This window comes from Persicobacter sp. CCB-QB2 (genome assembly GCF_001274635.1).
Taxonomy (GTDB): Bacteria; Bacteroidota; Bacteroidia; order Cytophagales; family Cyclobacteriaceae; genus Persicobacter; species Persicobacter diffluens.
The window spans coordinates 1,743,677-1,759,123 of the sequence record NZ_LBGV01000001.1 but is presented as its reverse complement, the minus strand read 5'-3'; the positions used below and the strand labels follow the sequence as shown (position 1 = coordinate 1,759,123).

Sequence of the window (15,447 nt, the reverse complement as noted above, 5' to 3'; positions counted from 1 at the left end):
GATGGAATGAAATCAACTTGATGTAAATCATAATCAATTCCTTCTATTGCGAGATAGAAAATAATTTTTTACGGCTTTTTTGTTTTCTTTCAGGTGAAAATGAGCTGCATGCATCTAAAAAACTGATATTATTAATGTTTTTACTTGAAACAAGTCCCATTTTCTGTTTCAGCTAAAGAATTATTTCTTTAATATTGCAGCGGTCTCCCAATCCATTTTTGCTGGGAACCACAAACAATCGAAACCTAATTTTAATATCCAAACAACACAATCATAGAACTATGGCAGAAGTGATCCGCATGCCTAAGATGAGCGATACCATGACCGAAGGTACTATCGCATCTTGGCTGAAAAAAGTAGGAGATAAAGTTGAATCAGGCGATATCCTTGCAGAAGTGGAGACCGATAAAGCCACGATGGAATTGGAGTCCTACGAAGAGGGCACATTGCTATATATCGGGGTTGAAGAAAAAGCGAGTGTACCTATCGACGGTGTAATCGCTATTATTGGAGAAGACGGAGAGAATATTGACAGCTTGTTGGCAGACATCCAGAGTGGTGGTGCTTCAGCACCAGCAGCTGTAGAAGAAGCCGCTCCGGCTCCAGCAGCAGAGGCCGCTCCAGCCGCTGCTTCCGTGGATACTTCTAAAATTGCAGCAGAGGTTATCCGCATGCCTAAAATGTCTGATACCATGACCGAAGGGGTAATCGCCTCTTGGGTGAAAAATGTAGGAGATGCTGTAGAGACCGGCGATATCCTTGCAGAGGTAGAGACCGATAAGGCGACCATGGAATTGGAATCTTATTCTGATGGGAAATTATTATACATCGCTGTAGAAGCAGGTGGGGCAGTGCCAATTGACGGTATTATTGCTATCATTGGTGAGTCTGATGCAGATTGGAAAGCTTTGTTGGAAGCTGAATCGGCGGGTGCAGCAGCGCCAGCACCGGTAGAAGCACCAGCAGCAGAGAAAGCAGCGCCTGCGGCGGCTCCAGCGACAACTCCTGCAGCAGCACCGGCTGTTTCTTCCTCTAATGGCAGAATCAAAGCATCTCCTTTGGCGAAGAAAATGGCAGCTGATAAAGGCATTGACCTGAGTCAGGTAGCAGGTACCGGAGATCACGGACGTATCATTAAGCGTGATATTGAAAACTATGTTCCTGCGGCAGCACCTGCACCAGTGGCAGCGCCAGCAGCAACTTCTTCCAATGATGCCGCACCAGCACCAGTAGCGTTGCCTCAGGTAGTAGGGGAGGAGAGCTTCGAGGAAGTAGCGAACTCCAAGATGAGAAACATTATCGCTTCTCGTTTGACAGAGTCCAAGCAACAAGCACCTCACTATTATTTGACCATGGACATCGACATGGATTCTGCTATCGCCGCGCGTAAGCAGATGAATGAAGTGTCTCCAGTGAAGATTTCCTTCAACGACATGGTAGTGAAAGCAACTGCTTTGGCATTGCGTCAGAATCCAAAAGTGAATGCGGCATGGCTGGGAGATAAAATCCGATACAACCACCACATTCACATTGGTGTAGCAGTAGCGATCGAGGATGGATTGGTAGTACCAACGGTTCGTTTCACTGATAACAAATCTTTGTCGCACATCGGTGCTGAGATCAAAGAATTGGCAGGTAAAGCGAAAAACCGCAAGTTAGGGCCAGCAGAGATGGAAGGAAATACTTTCACCATTTCCAACTTGGGAATGTTCGGTATTGAGTCTTTCACTTCTATTGTGAACCCTCCTTCTGCTTGTATTCTTTCCGTAGGGGGTATCAAGCAGGTGCCAGTAGTGAAAGATGGAGCAGTGGTTCCTGGAAATGTAATGAAAGTAACTTTGGCCTGTGACCACCGAGTAGTGGATGGTGCTTTGGGAGCAGCTTTCCTAAAAACTTTCAAGGAATTGTTGGAAGAGCCAGTACGCATGTTGATCTAATCAACATCAAAAAATATAACATAAGAAAGCCTGTGATTTTTCATGGGCTTTTTTTTGTGCCACTTGTGTTTGGTAGGAGTGGAATTAGGCTCCAAGTTCACTCCTGAATTGCGTCGATCATTCCTGGGAAAATTATCCCGAATTATTCGCCGTTATATTTATCGCTTAATCGCAAGCATCTTATTTTCTGGTTGTTATAATTTATTTTCCTTGGTTTATAATAGTCCGATTTTGGGCAAGCTTGCTTTCTCCTCATTCATCTGTTTCGTTGGGAAAAACTGGAAATAGGAAACTATGCCTTCATTTTTTCCGCTTTACAGCTAGACGAGGACAGAAGCATGAATAATCCGGATTATTTCAAATCCCTTTCTTCCTTAATCCTTTGTTTTTTCATGAGGATCCTCTAATTTTTCTAAAAATATTGGACTATGAAAAGATACATCGTTAATCTGCTGGTAACCACGCTGGCAGTACTGTTTGTGGTTTGGGTGCTGGATTGGGTACAAATTGATCCAGGGCAAAACAAATACATCGTCGGTCTGAAAGTCGCCTTCGTGCTTTCCATTTTAAATGCCTTTATCCGTCCGCTGATGCTTATATTTACCTTGCCGGTAAATATTTTAACCCTCGGACTTTTCACATTTGTCATAAATGCAGTGGTGATTTTATTCGCCGATAGCATCGTTTCTGGCTTTCATGTGGCCGGTTTTTGGGCAGCCCTCTTTTTTAGTATTCTGCTATCTCTGACCACCACCTTTCTAGAATCTATTTTGGGCATAGAGCAATAGTCAGGGATATTTTGGCGGCTTTTTACTCCATTATTGAGCGGCTTGGAACAAATAAAAACCATTAATCGGGCAGGGGATGAATTTCCTGCCCGATTTTTGTACCTTTGCATGCTAAATTGAATCATCGGCCTGTCGGGGCCAGAGGAAATAAACAAAATCGTTGTGCATTTCGAAGATATTAAATTGAATAAAAACCTTGCAAAAGGTATTCGTGAGTTGGGATGGGAAGAGATGAGCCCCATTCAGGAGAAGTCGATTAAGAAGATTTCTTCCGGTAGAGATTTGGTAGGAATTGCGCCTACCGGTTCCGGTAAAACGGCCGCTTACCTGATTCCAATGATCAATAAATTGCAATATGCGCAGGGCGAAAATCCGCGTTTGATGATCATGGTGCCAACCAAAGATTTGGTATTTCAGGTGCGTGAGGTAGTGGAGCAGCTGTGTAGGTTTAATAATCTTCGGATCACTTCCATCTATGGGGGAAGTGGAAAGCAGCGCATGATGGATGAATTGGAGCGCGGTACGGATATTTTGATTGCCACGCCCGGTCGTGTACAGGAGTTGGCGGTTACCCGTTTTTTGATTCTGAAGGATATCAAATATTTGGTGGTGGATGAGGCCGATTCCATGTTGGAAAAGGAATTTTACCGCCAGGTAGAAAAGATTTTGGAGATGTTGCCGGAGGAGCGTCAGAACATCTTTTTCTCGGCAACCTTTAATCAGGAAGCGGATGAATTGTCTCAGCTGATATGCCTTAATCCCATGAAAGTGGAGATTTCTGAGGAGCAGCGTCCGGTAGAGCAATTGCAGCAATATGTAATGTATCCGATTAACAAGCCGACGAAGTTGAACTTGTTGTCCGGTATGCTTTGGGATTATGAGAAATTCACCAAGGTGATCGTGTTCGCAGCTTCGAAGAAAGAGGCTGATGCGATTACTTCCAAGTTAGGCGCCACCATTCCGGGTGAGGTCCGCGTGATTCACTCCAACAAAGATGAGACTTACCGTCAACGTTCCTTAGAAGAGTTCCGTTCTGGTGAAGCCCGCGTTTTGGTAGCGACGGATGTAGCGGCTCGTGGTATTGACGTGGAAGATGTTTCTCATGTGGTGAACTTCAATACGCCGTACACCTATACTGATTATGTACACAAGGTAGGACGTACTGCTCGTAATGGGGCAGAAGGAGCTTCTATTACTTTTGTGGGGGATATTGAAAAGACCCACTTTGCGTCTATTGAAGAAATTTTGGGGGAGAAAATGGAGGAAATTCCATTGCCGGACAACTTGCTGATCATCGAGGAGACGGATCGACCTAAGGCGGATCAGCATTATGGTAACACCATGAAAAATTCCAACCGCCGTCGTTCGAGATTGGAACGCGAGCAGAAGGAGAAAGGCGCTTCCACTCATGAAAAAAGTGCGAAAAACAGTAAGGAATTTAACCTGAAACCGCGCCAGAAATGGTCGGCACGAAAAGGCTTTAAGGAAAACACCAACCGCATGGTTCGGAAGGATAAATAATTTTAAAAAAAACCGGAGAGTTAATGCTTTCCGGTTTTTTTTGGCCTGTATTTATGAAGATTGAGGTTGCTTTGTTCTTACTAAAGCGGACTATAAAGAAAGTGCTGGTTGATTACCCCAATTAAATGCGGAAATGGGAATGGTGCTTTGGTCACCTGATCCAATCCCTCCATCAGGATTTCCAGCTTATCATTGATAATGGCATAAGTGGTTTGACCCTCCTCATCCTTTCTGGACAAGACCCAATAATTTGGAATTGGAGGATCTTCGTAGAGCATCGCATAATTTTCAAAAAGTGCCATTTTCGCTTCTTTACGGATAAGTACATTCGAACCAAAATTGAGATAATCCAGCGCATCACTTTTGTCCCATCGGGCATATTTGTTCAATAGCGCCTGAGCAACGGATGCTGAAGTTTCGAAAGGAGGAAGTTCCTCTTCAAAGAGGAAATAAGCTTTGTCCTTTTTCCATCCAATGCCCAGCAAAGGGAAACAGTCGGATTTTATTGCGATGGAGTCATATTCGGCCGGAATGATAAATTTCTGTTGGAGATAATCCTGAATCCCGGATTTACCCTTCATTTCCTTAATTTCGAGATAGGTCGAAGTTTCCTTCACATAGGGACGTTTGTACAATTGATCATAAAATTGCTGATCCAAATTGTGCAATAGGGGGAGTCGGATGATTGCTGCTGTCTTTTGGTCATATTTGATCAGCCACTGATTATCGGTGGAGACAGTATGCCCTTGTATATAGCGGTCAACAGTCACTTCTTTTATCTGGAAGTTACTGTCGATAAGGATTTGGTATTGCTGCTCCAAACTGAAAGTGTAAAGGGCTTCGTCCGCTTTTTCCAGATATCCGGTACTTGCATATATTTCGGTGATGACTTGTCTTTTGTAGGCTTCTTTGCCTTCATAGGGGAAGAGTTTTTGGTTGAATGCAATGCTGTCCAATCCCTCATTTTCTGCTATAAGCTTTTTAATGATCATCTCTGAAGGAAAGGTTTGATTTAAAAAGACTTTCAGCGTTTCGCATTTCAGCAATTCAGAGATAGGTGGGTCCTGTCTTTCGGCAGTTTTCGAAGTTTTTAGATTTTGGAGTTCTCTGAATTTACCGTTCTTTTCAGGTGTTAAAACGACCAGATGAATACTGTCTTCTCCAATTTCTTTTGCGCAGTAAAAGACGTCATCCCAAAATTCAATATGATGAAAGGTATGGGGAGTAATGGGTTGTTGATCACTAAGTGAGACCAGCTCGTACTCCTTGTTGTCCAGTTCATGGATCAGGGCATTTTTGCTGATCTCGTATCCTTTTTTATCCGTCCAAATACATTCCTGATCAGTGTTCCAGAATTCTGTGGGCTTACCGGACTGGAAGCTGATTTCATAAATATCCAGTTTTTTATGATATCCTATTTGACTGATTTTTTCATCGGCCAGGAGTCGTTCCCCATTAATATCATATAATTCTTTATCCCACCTTGACCAAAACAGCCATTTTTCCGTCGGTAATTTAGGATAAATGATATCGCAATCATTGTTAATGGGTTTTTTTAGGACCTGCTGAAACTGTTGGTCAAAAAACTGTTGAAGGCGACGTTTACGGTTTTGGGCATGATAGAGTATGATTCCATTTTTCTTCCGATCGGAATACTGTTCCGACTCCTTATCATTCTTTTGATGGTAGTATTTTGTCTCCAGGACATCAAAAGTATTCCCACTGGGATAGTGTAAATAATGGGTGCGCCACAGACTTTCATTCAGACTGATGAGTTGATTCGTTTGTCCGTCATCGTGCAGCAGCTTGCTTTCCTCTCCGTTGATTTCCATTAGTGCCTGTCCTTGCTCATTCAGCAGGGTGTAGACTTTCCCCTGTTGCCCGACCAATAGATTGGTTCCCACATAGTAGAGCTTTTCATAGACAAATGGAATGATGGTTTCCTGTTTGGGGCTTATAAAACCATAGAGGTCTCCTTCAGCATAAGACTTTGCCACAATGAATCCATTTTCATTCGCAGCCTTGGCGTCCTGGAATTGGGGAGTGATGACCTCTTTTCCTTCCTGATTGTGGTACCCCCAAATACCATTAATCGAAAAGGGGATGAACTTTTCCTGTGCTTGAAGCCCTAGGGGAGCAAGTAGGAAACATATGATCAATAAATAATTATAGTTTTTCATATTCGAATAGCGCTTTTCCGTTGGGGTGAAAATAGAATGGGGACTTTCCTCTGAGAGCCTTTATTAGTCCATTCGGGAGCAATACGGGTGCTTCAGAAAAGTAAAAGTGTTCCTTATTATCAGGGTGCCAGAGCGAGTATCTTTTTGAGTTGCTTGAATCGGACCATCCGGAGGAATAGCGGAACATAATCCAGTCTCCAAGACTAGTCGCTTCCTGGTATTGGATGTCCAAAAATGCGCCGTCTTTGGTTACTGCCGAGCTTTTCTTTGGTTCACGATCATACACTTTACCCAATATAAAATCGCATTCATCTCTGGTGTAATAAAAGTTTTCTGAGATCAACTCATTCCCCTTGTATAAATGATCTTTCTGCCCCCTTTTTGTTGCCACGATCCACAGAGAATTGGCTTTTTGAATCGGATGCACACTGCTATAGCCAAGGTCTGAAGGGAAAATAATGTCCATAGTGTTGCTGTTCATCATTCCCGCTTTCCTGTCATCAATGTACAGATAATAGCCTTTGCCTGAATGTGTGAGGTATTTGGTAATGGCGAAAGGGGTGGAGCTTTTATACCCCAGGCTGTCGATTAACCAGTATTGATCTTCTCCTCTCAGTGCCAGTGCTTTGTTGTCCAGTAAGTCGTAACGTTGGTGTCCACGGTGAAGGATGGTGCCGTTTTGGTCAATGATCACGCGTTCCTTGCCCATGCTACCCTCTGCGAATTGCTCATTGATGACCCTCAGTCTTTGAATGTTAAGAGGAATTGCGGGCTTTGCGCCGTTTTCCATCCAAAGGTTTTTTTCGTCATCCTGGAAAATCACTTTTTGGTTGAAAAGACAATAGAGCTCTTTGAAAGGCAAAAAGGTAGTGTCTCCTTTGCCAAGCGTAAATTGTCCGAATTTCCCCTCCTGATTGGTGAAATAGGCCTGATGATCAAAACTAATCGTTAATGTTTTTAAGTGACTGATGTCAAAAAATTGTTTCCCCGCCACATCGAACAACTGCACATGTTGCTTTTCCTGATCGAAAACCAGATAGAGATGATCTTCATCTTCGTCATCTTTTTTTCGGAAATACTTGATGGTGCCCGGCTGTCCCGGAATAAGCACTGCGCCCTGATGGTTGCATAATTCAAAGTGCGGAACACTGTCTTTTTGGTAAGTGAAAATGAATTCGCTGTCTGTGTAGCTGTTGTAATAGTCCCAGCTATTACGGGAAGGGGGAATTTGTCTTAAAAACTCGCCTTTCGCATTGAAGATGTCTTTACCGTCCTCTTTTATTCCTAAAATGAGATGATCAGCACTATTGCCCGCTGAAATATCATCGTAGATGAAATCGGTGAGTAATTCTCCTTCCGCATTGATCAGCGCTAATTTATAATCTTTATTCTGTATCCGAAAAATGGCGGTGTTATGCTTATTGGTGGTCCAAATCGCTACGGCTGCTTCAGGAAGTGCAATTTTTTTTCTGTTCTGTTGAAAATATAGATACAGCTGTTCTTCTGCCTTTAGTTGGAAGATTGTCTCTTCTTCATTAAGGGGCTTGACCTCCTTATAGCTGCTATGGTCGGCAGGGTCGGCGTATTTATTGTAGTAGATTTGGCCATAATCGAAGCCGTATTTTTCTCTTGGATTATGATACGGAGTCTCGATTTTGGTCAATACATTTCCCTCCAAATCATGGATGACCGTGGAGGATTTGGTTGCCGCATATAGGTAGTTTTCTGTTCGATTGATGTATTGGTATTCAAAGGGGATAACGATTTTGCCTTTTTGATTGATGGCTCCCCAGAGGAAACGTTGGCTTTGGTCTTTTTGAACAATGGCTAAGGAGCCTTCGAAAATTTCCGCATTGTGGAAGGCCGCCTTGAATGCCGGTTTTCCATTTTTCTTGAGAAATTGATAGCCTTTTTGGTTTCTAAATGGAATAGGGGTTTCCTTTAATTCCTGAGCCTCCACAAATGGAGTATTTAGAATTAAAAGAGTAAGTAATATTAATCTTCGCATAATGAATTTCATAGGGCTGCGAAGATAGCTAAAAAGGGATATGATTTATGCTAGAGAATATTTTCTTTTTATAGTTAATAAAAAAAGGCAGACTTTTTAAGTCTGCCTTAATTTCATTGTGAAGTCTGTTTAATTTTTTGCAGTTAATTCTGCAATTCTGACAATCACCTCAGTCGCTTTTTCCATGGATTGTACCGGTACGAATTCAAACTTCCCGTGGAAATTATGCCCTCCGGCGAAGATATTCGGACAAGGTAAGCCCATATAGGAAAGACGAGAACCATCGGTTCCACCGCGAATCGGCTTGATCAGAGGTTTAATGTCCAATTGTTTCATGGCTTCTTCTGCCACATCCACAATGTGCATCACCGGCTCGACCTTTTCTCTCATGTTAAAGTACTGATCCACCATTTTAAGGCTGACCATATCTTCTCCATGTAATTTTTTATATTTTTCTACGGTGTCGGTCATGAACTGCTTACGGGCTTCATATTTCGCATGGTCATGATCGCGGATAATGTATTGCAATTTGGTGTCCTCCAGATTGCCATCCATACCCACTAAGTGGAAAAATCCTTCATAGCCTTCCGTATGCTCCGGAACTTCTTTCTCCGGAAACTCCATGGCAAATGCAGCTGCCATGCGCATGGCATTCACCATTTTGTCTTTGGCAGAACCCGGGTGTACGGAAACGCCCTTGAATTGAATTTCAGCCCCTGCAGCATTGAAATTTTCGTATTCCAATTCTCCAACCGGTCCACCATCTAAGGTATAGGCATATTCGGCACCAAATTTCTCCACATCGAAAAGATCGGCGCCGCGCCCTACTTCTTCATCCGGCGTAAAGCAAATACGGATTTTTCCGTGTTTAATTTCCGGATGTTGGATCAAGTATTCCATGGCCGTTACAATCTCGGTAACCCCGGCTTTATCATCAGCCCCCAATAGGGTAGTGCCATCAGTAGTGATCAAATCCTGACCGATATAATCTTCCACCTCAGGGAAATCAGCGACTTTAAGCACAATATTTTGCGCCTCATTTAAAACCAAATCGCCGCCCTGGTAATTCTCCCAAATTTTCGGCTGAACATTAGCGCCTGAGAAGTCCGGGCTGGTATCCATATGAGCTACAAATCCAATAACGGGAACTGCATGTGCTACATTGGAAGGTAAAGTGGCCATCACATAAGCATGCTCGTCGATGGTTACTTCTTCCATTCCGATTTTATTCAATTCCGCTACCAAATGCTCAGCGAGTAGGCGTTGCTTTGGGGTGGAAGGAATGGCTTCAACACCGGCTTCAGATTCGGTGTCGAATTTTACATATCTAATAAATCTTTCTACGATGGGTTTCATCCTGTATTGCTTTTTGGGAAAAGGGTGAATTATTGACGATAAGTCAAGTTTCGCTCTTCTAAAGTATATTTGACCACATTTTGATAGTGAAAACCAAATTCCGTTTTTAATCGGCGCCTGGTCCAGTTGCCTTGTTTATCTTTGTTCAAATATTTATAGGAGGTCACATAGTGGAATTCATCGAAATTGATCTTTCGTTTATGGCGACTGCCTTTTTCCTCTATAATTCGTCCTTTCTTATCATATTTGAAGGCAGCCTGCTGGAAGGTGGAGCCATGTTCATTTTTGAATTCAATTCTTTGCATTTGGCCCTGTTCATTATACAGGCAAATGATGGTTGTTTCTTCCTTTGCCGCATAATCATTAATAATGATCTGGGAGATGTTCCCTTTGTCATTTAATTGTACATCCTCCTGGCAAAGCAACTGGCCCTCTTCATTGAAAATCTTTTTGAGGTAACTTTGATCCCCCATAGAGATTTTCACTTCCTGATTTACAGGCTCTTTACGATTAGATTTTCGGTTTTCTTTCCTAACCGCACCAGCTTCAGATGTACTGATTTGCAGCTCATCCGTCTTTTCCTTTTTTTCAAAGGAATTGATGAGCCCTAATCTCTTTTGCTGTTCCAAAAAATATTTCTCATGTCGAAGATCTGAAAAATCCCCTTTTATGTCCTTTAAAAGGCATTCTTCAGGTAAAATCGAGTTGATGATCATATATACACCACTAAATGTTGAAGCTTCAAATTTATACTTTTTTCCCGCTTTTCAGTGAGCCCGAATCCATTATTTTAGGAATCATATCATCAGCAATTAGCATAGTCCTTCCTATTTCATGTAATATTTGGCTAAAAGCTATTTCTTTTGTGTCGATCAAATCGTTAGACCTTTTGTTAAGTGATTGCCTTTCAGGGGACTGATTTGGCATGATAATGGAATAAAACCCTTCAAAGCTTGGAAATCATGGAAAAAGAAAATTCAGATATATTTGTAGGACCCGGCGGAATTCTCCTTAAAAGGGAAGAAAATCTTTATCGGGCTTTAAAATGGGTGGTGAAAAAACAAGTAAGCCGCACTTCGACGAGTTTAAAAATTGGATAAATAGCGTTTGAAACCTGTTTTCATTTTGAAGCAGGTTTTTTTATGTCCCATTTTTTAAAATTATGGCCTTCGATGTTTAAATTATAGACCGTTATCGGGGCATTATGAATATGTTAGCCCTTCAAAACCGAAAAAGACAGACCGTATGAATGCCTTCGATGCTCTCAGAGATTTTTTTGAACCCTTTTCTTTTTTGTCTGCCGCCACGGTGGAAGAATTGCTCAGTAAAGGACAACTGAAAGAATTGAAAAAGGGGGAGTTGCTACTTCAGGAAGGGCAGGTGAGTAATAAGCTGGCTTTCATTCATAAAGGTGTTCTTCGCTCCATATATTTGAATAGCAAAGGGGAGGAAATTACTTATTGCTTCGTGTTCCCGAATCGGCTGATGACGGCTTATTCCTCTTTTATTTCTGGAAAAAAAAGCGTGGAAAGTCTGGAAGCCCTTACAGAGGTAAGTTTTATTGAATTTAAGAAGTCAGATTTGGAAGCCATGCAGGCGAAATATCCAGAATGGGAACATTTCCGCAGGCTAACAGCAGAGCAGCAGTATATGGAGCTGGAGCAACGGATTTTTCAATTGCAACGAGAAACTGCTGAAGAACGGTACGGGTATTTATTACGTCATTATCCGGAATTTTTACAATTTATCCCCTTGCAATATCTGGCTTCTTACCTGGGTATTACCCCAAGACATCTGAGTCGCATACGGGCTGGTTGGCAGGAGGAAGGTGTATTGACTGGTAAATAATAAGCGGGTGTTTAAAAGCTAAAATTCGCAGTCGGATGGTGTGCTTTTTAACATGCCCTAACTGAATTATTCACCGCTAAATTCATTAATTAAGATCAAGTGGTTTATTTACAGCTCATTATAATTTGTTTTCTTTGATTTATTAATAGCCCAAATTTGGGCAAGCTTGCTTTCATCTTTTTCGTTGGAAAAAACTCGAAATGGGAAACTATTCCTTCAATTTTTCCGCCTTACGGCTAAGCGAGGAATTAACCTTGAATAATCCGGGCTAAGAACTTGATGTGCGTTGAGTATTGGTGAGGAGCCTTTTTCCGTGGAAAATATTTTGAAATGGTAGACGAAATGGACAAATGTCTTTTCCCTCTTCAATAGGAATGCCTTTCTTTAAAATAAAAAAACAAATGGGAAAAGTGCTCATTATCAACGGAAATCCGAAGCCGGAAAGTTTTTCTAAGGCCCTGTCTCAGGCTTATGCAGAGGGCTACGGTTCACAAGCGGAGGTGCTCCACTTAGTTGACCTGAATTTTGGTCTGGATTTAGAGTTTGGCTATGACCAACGTACACCTTGGGAAGCCGATTTGCAAATGGCTTATGATAAAATTCAGGAGGCCGATCATTTGGTGTGGGTGTTTCCGCTTTGGTGGTATGGATTGCCTGCAAGAATGAAAGGTTTTATTGACCGCATTTTTTTACCCGGATTAACCTTTGAAATTACAGCCGACAGTCCAATGCCCAAAGGCCTGTTGAAAGGCCGAACTTCCGATATTATCATGACCGCCGACAGTCCCTACTGGTATTATCGTTGGTGGATGGGGGCTCCAGCTAGTCGGCAATTTAAAAAGGGTACTCTGGAATTTTGTGGTGTGAAGGTACTGAAGGAGGTTTTTATTGGTCCGGTAAAAGGTTCCAAAGACCTTAAGCGCCATCAGTGGCTGGAAAAGGTAAGGCGTTTAGGTAAGAAAAGAGCACAAAAATTACCGACTGCTTCAAAAAAAATAATGAGAGAGGCCGCAGGGAGGAAGGACACGGCTTTTTCATAAGATTACAATTGGGCAAATTATTGGCAGGATCTGGTTCCCCATGAAGGTCTATTTAGTTTGAGCGCTTGTTTATGAGTTAGATTATTATCTTTTACAGTATTGATTTTAATATAAATAATCTTCCAGATCAACAGACGGCCTTGATTAATGGGCGGATAGACAAAGGCCCTGCTGGCGATAAGAAGGCATCGCAGCGACATTTCTGCAATACTTTACCAGTGCCGCGTCAACTGCATGTCGCTTTGGTGGGTTCCGTCTGCAGGTTCTTTGTCCCGCCGGCATTGATCAAAGCCTTGATTTTTTAAAAGGCCAAATTGGGGTAGCATGCTTTCTCCTCATTAATTTGTTGCGTTGGAGAAAACTCGAAATAGGAAAAATTCCTTCATTTTCCACCCATGCAGTTAAACGAGAATTTAAGCATGAAAACACAGGCTGAAACTGGCAAAAAATCGTCCATGAGCTGCTTAGCTATAAAAATGAAGAGATAGCACAATATTCTCTCGTGATTTACAGCCTGCAGCTTAAGGATGATTTCAGTTTAATATTTGAACGGCATTATGCCGGCAGGATACTGATCCATTTATCCGCTTTCTGATATTGCAATTGGAAATTGGTCAGTCCTTGTCCTCCTGCAAGGGTATTAAGAAAGTGACCTAACCAGCCAAAAGCAAGGTAATGCGTGGAAGCATTGGCCCCCTGGGCGAATGGTAAATCATTGAGTTGCTGATACAGGGCAATAAAATCAGAAAAATCCTCTTCCAATGATTCTTGTAAAATGACCTTTGGCGCAAATGTTCGCAAGGCAGGAATTGCCGTGTCCACCTTATCCAGCCAGCCGCTGCTATAGATCACATCCCAGCTGCAGCCCGGGCCCATATCGAGTTCGTTTTGATACCAATTTGAGAAGTCGGTCCGTATCATTTGGGAAATCACCCGGGGTTCTTCCAGCAAATTCCGGTAAAGGTCCCTGCATTGATCTTCATAAAAGGCATCTCTGAACTGTTGTCCGTTCCTCAGATAATTAAAGAAAAGAGGCTCTAAACCTTGCTTTCGGAGCAGGGAGCTGTTGGAGAATGTATCGCTAAGCGGGAAAATTTCAGCCAAAGTTTGTGCCGCGAATTCATGGATTTTAGCTTCCTCGAAACGGTTCATTACGGACCAAATGGAGAGCATTTGCTGAGGATTTAGTCGAATGCCGGCTTCCATTTTTATCTTATCTGCGGGGCGTAGTTTTGCCTCCCACTGGGCAGCGATTTTGGAATAAGCGGCAGCATTGATGGCACCGGTACTCAAACTGAACAGCATAAAACGCTCAAAATCCCTTTTGTCCCAGGATCTTATTTTGGAATCCTCCCTTTTGTACTGGAAGTCCATAAAGGTCTCTAAATCTCCATAACTGGGATTGCTTAGGAACTTGGGGGTTTGTAGCCCAAAGTCCAGATAAAGCAATCCTTTTTCGTGTTTGTTCGGTTGCCGTTCTCTTACTGCCTGAGCTTTGAGGGTGAACTTTTTGAGATCCCCTAATTTTTCACTTAGGCTGTAAGCCAAATCCCGTTGATTTTTAGCATTGGCGCTCCAGCCTCCAATCTCTAAACCAATATTGAAAATACTTCCTCTTTTATAGGTTTGCTCATCAAAAAGGGCGGTAATCCTGATGCTTTCGTCTTGTTGCGCCTTTTCCTGGATTTTATTGATGCGTTTTAAAAGCAAATCAGTATGGATTTCCGAAAGCGAAGCATAGGGCATTTCCATACTAATGATGGTAGACCGTTCTTGTTCCCTTTTCAATTTCCATTGCAGTCCCAGGCGAATTTGTTTTTCTGCATATTTGATGACCTCTTTTTCGATATCTTCCGCTTTTATGGGGATATTATCCAATGGTAATTTTTGAATAAATGTCGAAATTTTAGTCTTTGCTTCCTCCGAAATGCTAATGCGGAGATTAGGACTCAGACCTAAATTCCAACTTTTAGCTGCTGCCTTTTTAATGGTTAAAGCGAATTGATCCGTTGCTTTTCGGTAAAGTAGCGTATCAAACTGGTCGCTAAATGCAACTTCGAAATTAATTACATCATCCACCAGAGCAAGCTCCACCAATTCCTTTGTGGTCTTTTTCAATTGTTTAAGCGTGGTTCCTAAAGCGGGAACCAAAAGGGTGGAAAGGTCGAGGCCGACTTCCATCGCCAAATTACCTCCATAGCCTATTTTGATTCCTTCACCAGCGGAAAGTTCATTGGCCGCTTTGGCTGTTAAAAATACGGGGAAATGAGGAAGAGCAGCCGATAAACATTCCAATACAGTTTTATCAGCATTTACTTTTTGATAGAAAAACAGATTCAAATGGCGGTCAGCGCCTAAAGTGAAGCCCAATGATCCCAATACCCCTTCAACAGCGCCACCAATTTGCCCCTCCAATTCATAACGGATATAATACGCTTTTTCCTTCAGGGCTTCTCTTATCATTTCCGGATCCAGGAAGTTTTCCCCACTGGTCTCCAGCAGGTCTTCCTCTGTTCTAAAAAGCCGAGCGCTTAGTTTTGCTCCGGAGGCAAAATTTAGGGGAAATTGTTCATGGATCACCGGAAAGGATTGCTCCTGATCAAATTGAATTTGATCCCCAAATAAATTTTTACATTGTTCCGGACTTAGTTTTGAAAGGGCAGGCCACTTATTCTTTAAGAGGGATTTGATTTGGCCGTTGGATAAAAGCTGGAGTATCATGATGGATCGGTTAATGAATTTTAGGGAATCTACATGCTTTGTCTGATG

Annotated in this window: 11 protein-coding genes; 6 read left to right on the top strand and 5 right to left on the bottom strand. The window is 42.3% G+C overall.

Annotated elements, in window-relative coordinates; all coding sequences use genetic code 11:
- The first annotated feature begins 281 nt into the window (after positions 1–281).
- The 3 genes from NG22_RS07945 (at position 282) to NG22_RS07930 (ending at position 4,246) form a co-directional block, all read left to right on the top strand.
- Entirely contained in the window at positions 282–1,937 is a 1,656-nt protein-coding gene (locus tag NG22_RS07945) for a pyruvate dehydrogenase complex dihydrolipoamide acetyltransferase (RefSeq protein ID WP_053405258.1), read from the top strand.
- Between the two features lie 428 nt (positions 1,938–2,365).
- Positions 2,366–2,725, top strand: coding sequence for a phage holin family protein (locus NG22_RS07935; protein ID WP_053405256.1), 360 nt, complete (start codon positions 2,366–2,368; stop codon positions 2,723–2,725).
- A gap of 162 nt (positions 2,726–2,887) precedes the next feature.
- Entirely contained in the window at positions 2,888–4,246 is a 1,359-nt protein-coding gene (locus tag NG22_RS07930; RefSeq protein WP_157600929.1) for a DEAD/DEAH box helicase, read from the top strand.
- A gap of 80 nt (positions 4,247–4,326) precedes the next feature.
- Here the strand turns inward: NG22_RS07930 and NG22_RS07925 are convergent, their stop codons facing one another.
- The 4 genes from NG22_RS07925 to NG22_RS07910 all read right to left on the bottom strand — a co-directional run bounded on the left by NG22_RS07925 (position 4,327) and on the right by NG22_RS07910 (position 10,506).
- Complete coding sequence (locus NG22_RS07925; RefSeq protein ID WP_053405254.1) at positions 4,327–6,426, bottom strand: WG repeat-containing protein; 2,100 nt, start codon at positions 6,424–6,426, stop codon at positions 4,327–4,329.
- A complete protein-coding gene (locus tag NG22_RS07920; protein WP_172674349.1) occupies positions 6,413–8,434 on the bottom strand; it encodes a WG repeat-containing protein in 2,022 nt (673 codons plus the stop codon). The genes NG22_RS07925 and NG22_RS07920 overlap by 14 nt, the downstream gene beginning before the upstream one ends.
- 129 nt (positions 8,435–8,563) lie before the next feature.
- Positions 8,564–9,790 (bottom strand): peptidase T, encoded by a 1,227-nt coding sequence (gene pepT / locus NG22_RS07915; protein ID WP_053405252.1) that lies wholly within the window; start codon positions 9,788–9,790, stop codon positions 8,564–8,566.
- 29 nt (positions 9,791–9,819) lie between these two features.
- Positions 9,820–10,506, bottom strand: a complete 687-nt coding sequence (locus tag NG22_RS07910; protein WP_053405251.1) for a hypothetical protein — start codon at positions 10,504–10,506, stop codon at positions 9,820–9,822.
- 246 nt (positions 10,507–10,752) lie between these two features.
- On the opposite strand from NG22_RS07910, the gene NG22_RS17775 reads away from it, so the two are divergent.
- From NG22_RS17775 to NG22_RS07895, 3 genes are all read left to right on the top strand, one after another.
- On the top strand, positions 10,753–10,890 hold the full coding sequence (locus NG22_RS17775; protein WP_157600928.1) for a hypothetical protein: 138 nt from the start codon (positions 10,753–10,755) through the stop codon (positions 10,888–10,890).
- Between the two features lie 145 nt (positions 10,891–11,035).
- Positions 11,036–11,638, top strand: a complete 603-nt coding sequence (locus NG22_RS07900; protein ID WP_053405249.1) for a Crp/Fnr family transcriptional regulator — start codon at positions 11,036–11,038, stop codon at positions 11,636–11,638.
- Positions 11,639–12,039: 401 nt separating this feature from the next.
- A complete protein-coding gene (locus NG22_RS07895) occupies positions 12,040–12,678 on the top strand; it encodes an NAD(P)H-dependent oxidoreductase (protein ID WP_082305132.1) in 639 nt (212 codons plus the stop codon).
- A gap of 555 nt (positions 12,679–13,233) precedes the next feature.
- Here NG22_RS07895 and NG22_RS07890 read toward each other — a convergent pair.
- A complete protein-coding gene (locus NG22_RS07890) occupies positions 13,234–15,399 on the bottom strand; it encodes a hypothetical protein (protein ID WP_053405248.1) in 2,166 nt (721 codons plus the stop codon).
- Positions 15,400–15,447 lie beyond the last annotated feature (48 nt).

Bases quoted from the DNA above. Each gene is read 5' to 3' on its own strand.
- NG22_RS07945 (WP_053405258.1), top strand. From the start codon at position 282: ATGGCAGAAGTGATCCGCATGCCTAAGATGAGCGATACCATGACCGAA.
- NG22_RS07935 (WP_053405256.1), top strand. From the start codon at position 2,366: ATGAAAAGATACATCGTTAATCTGCTGGTAACCACGCTGGCAGTACTG.
- NG22_RS07925 (WP_053405254.1), bottom strand. From the start codon at position 6,426: ATGAAAAACTATAATTATTTATTGATCATATGTTTCCTACTTGCTCCC.
- NG22_RS07920 (WP_172674349.1), bottom strand. From the start codon at position 8,434: ATGCGAAGATTAATATTACTTACTCTTTTAATTCTAAATACTCCATTT.
- pepT (WP_053405252.1), bottom strand. From the start codon at position 9,790: ATGAAACCCATCGTAGAAAGATTTATTAGATATGTAAAATTCGACACC.
- NG22_RS07910 (WP_053405251.1), bottom strand. From the start codon at position 10,506: ATGATCATCAACTCGATTTTACCTGAAGAATGCCTTTTAAAGGACATA.
- NG22_RS17775 (WP_157600928.1), top strand. From the start codon at position 10,753: ATGGAAAAAGAAAATTCAGATATATTTGTAGGACCCGGCGGAATTCTC.
- NG22_RS07900 (WP_053405249.1), top strand. From the start codon at position 11,036: ATGAATGCCTTCGATGCTCTCAGAGATTTTTTTGAACCCTTTTCTTTT.
- NG22_RS07895 (WP_082305132.1), top strand. From the start codon at position 12,040: ATGGGAAAAGTGCTCATTATCAACGGAAATCCGAAGCCGGAAAGTTTT.
- NG22_RS07890 (WP_053405248.1), bottom strand. From the start codon at position 15,399: ATGATACTCCAGCTTTTATCCAACGGCCAAATCAAATCCCTCTTAAAG.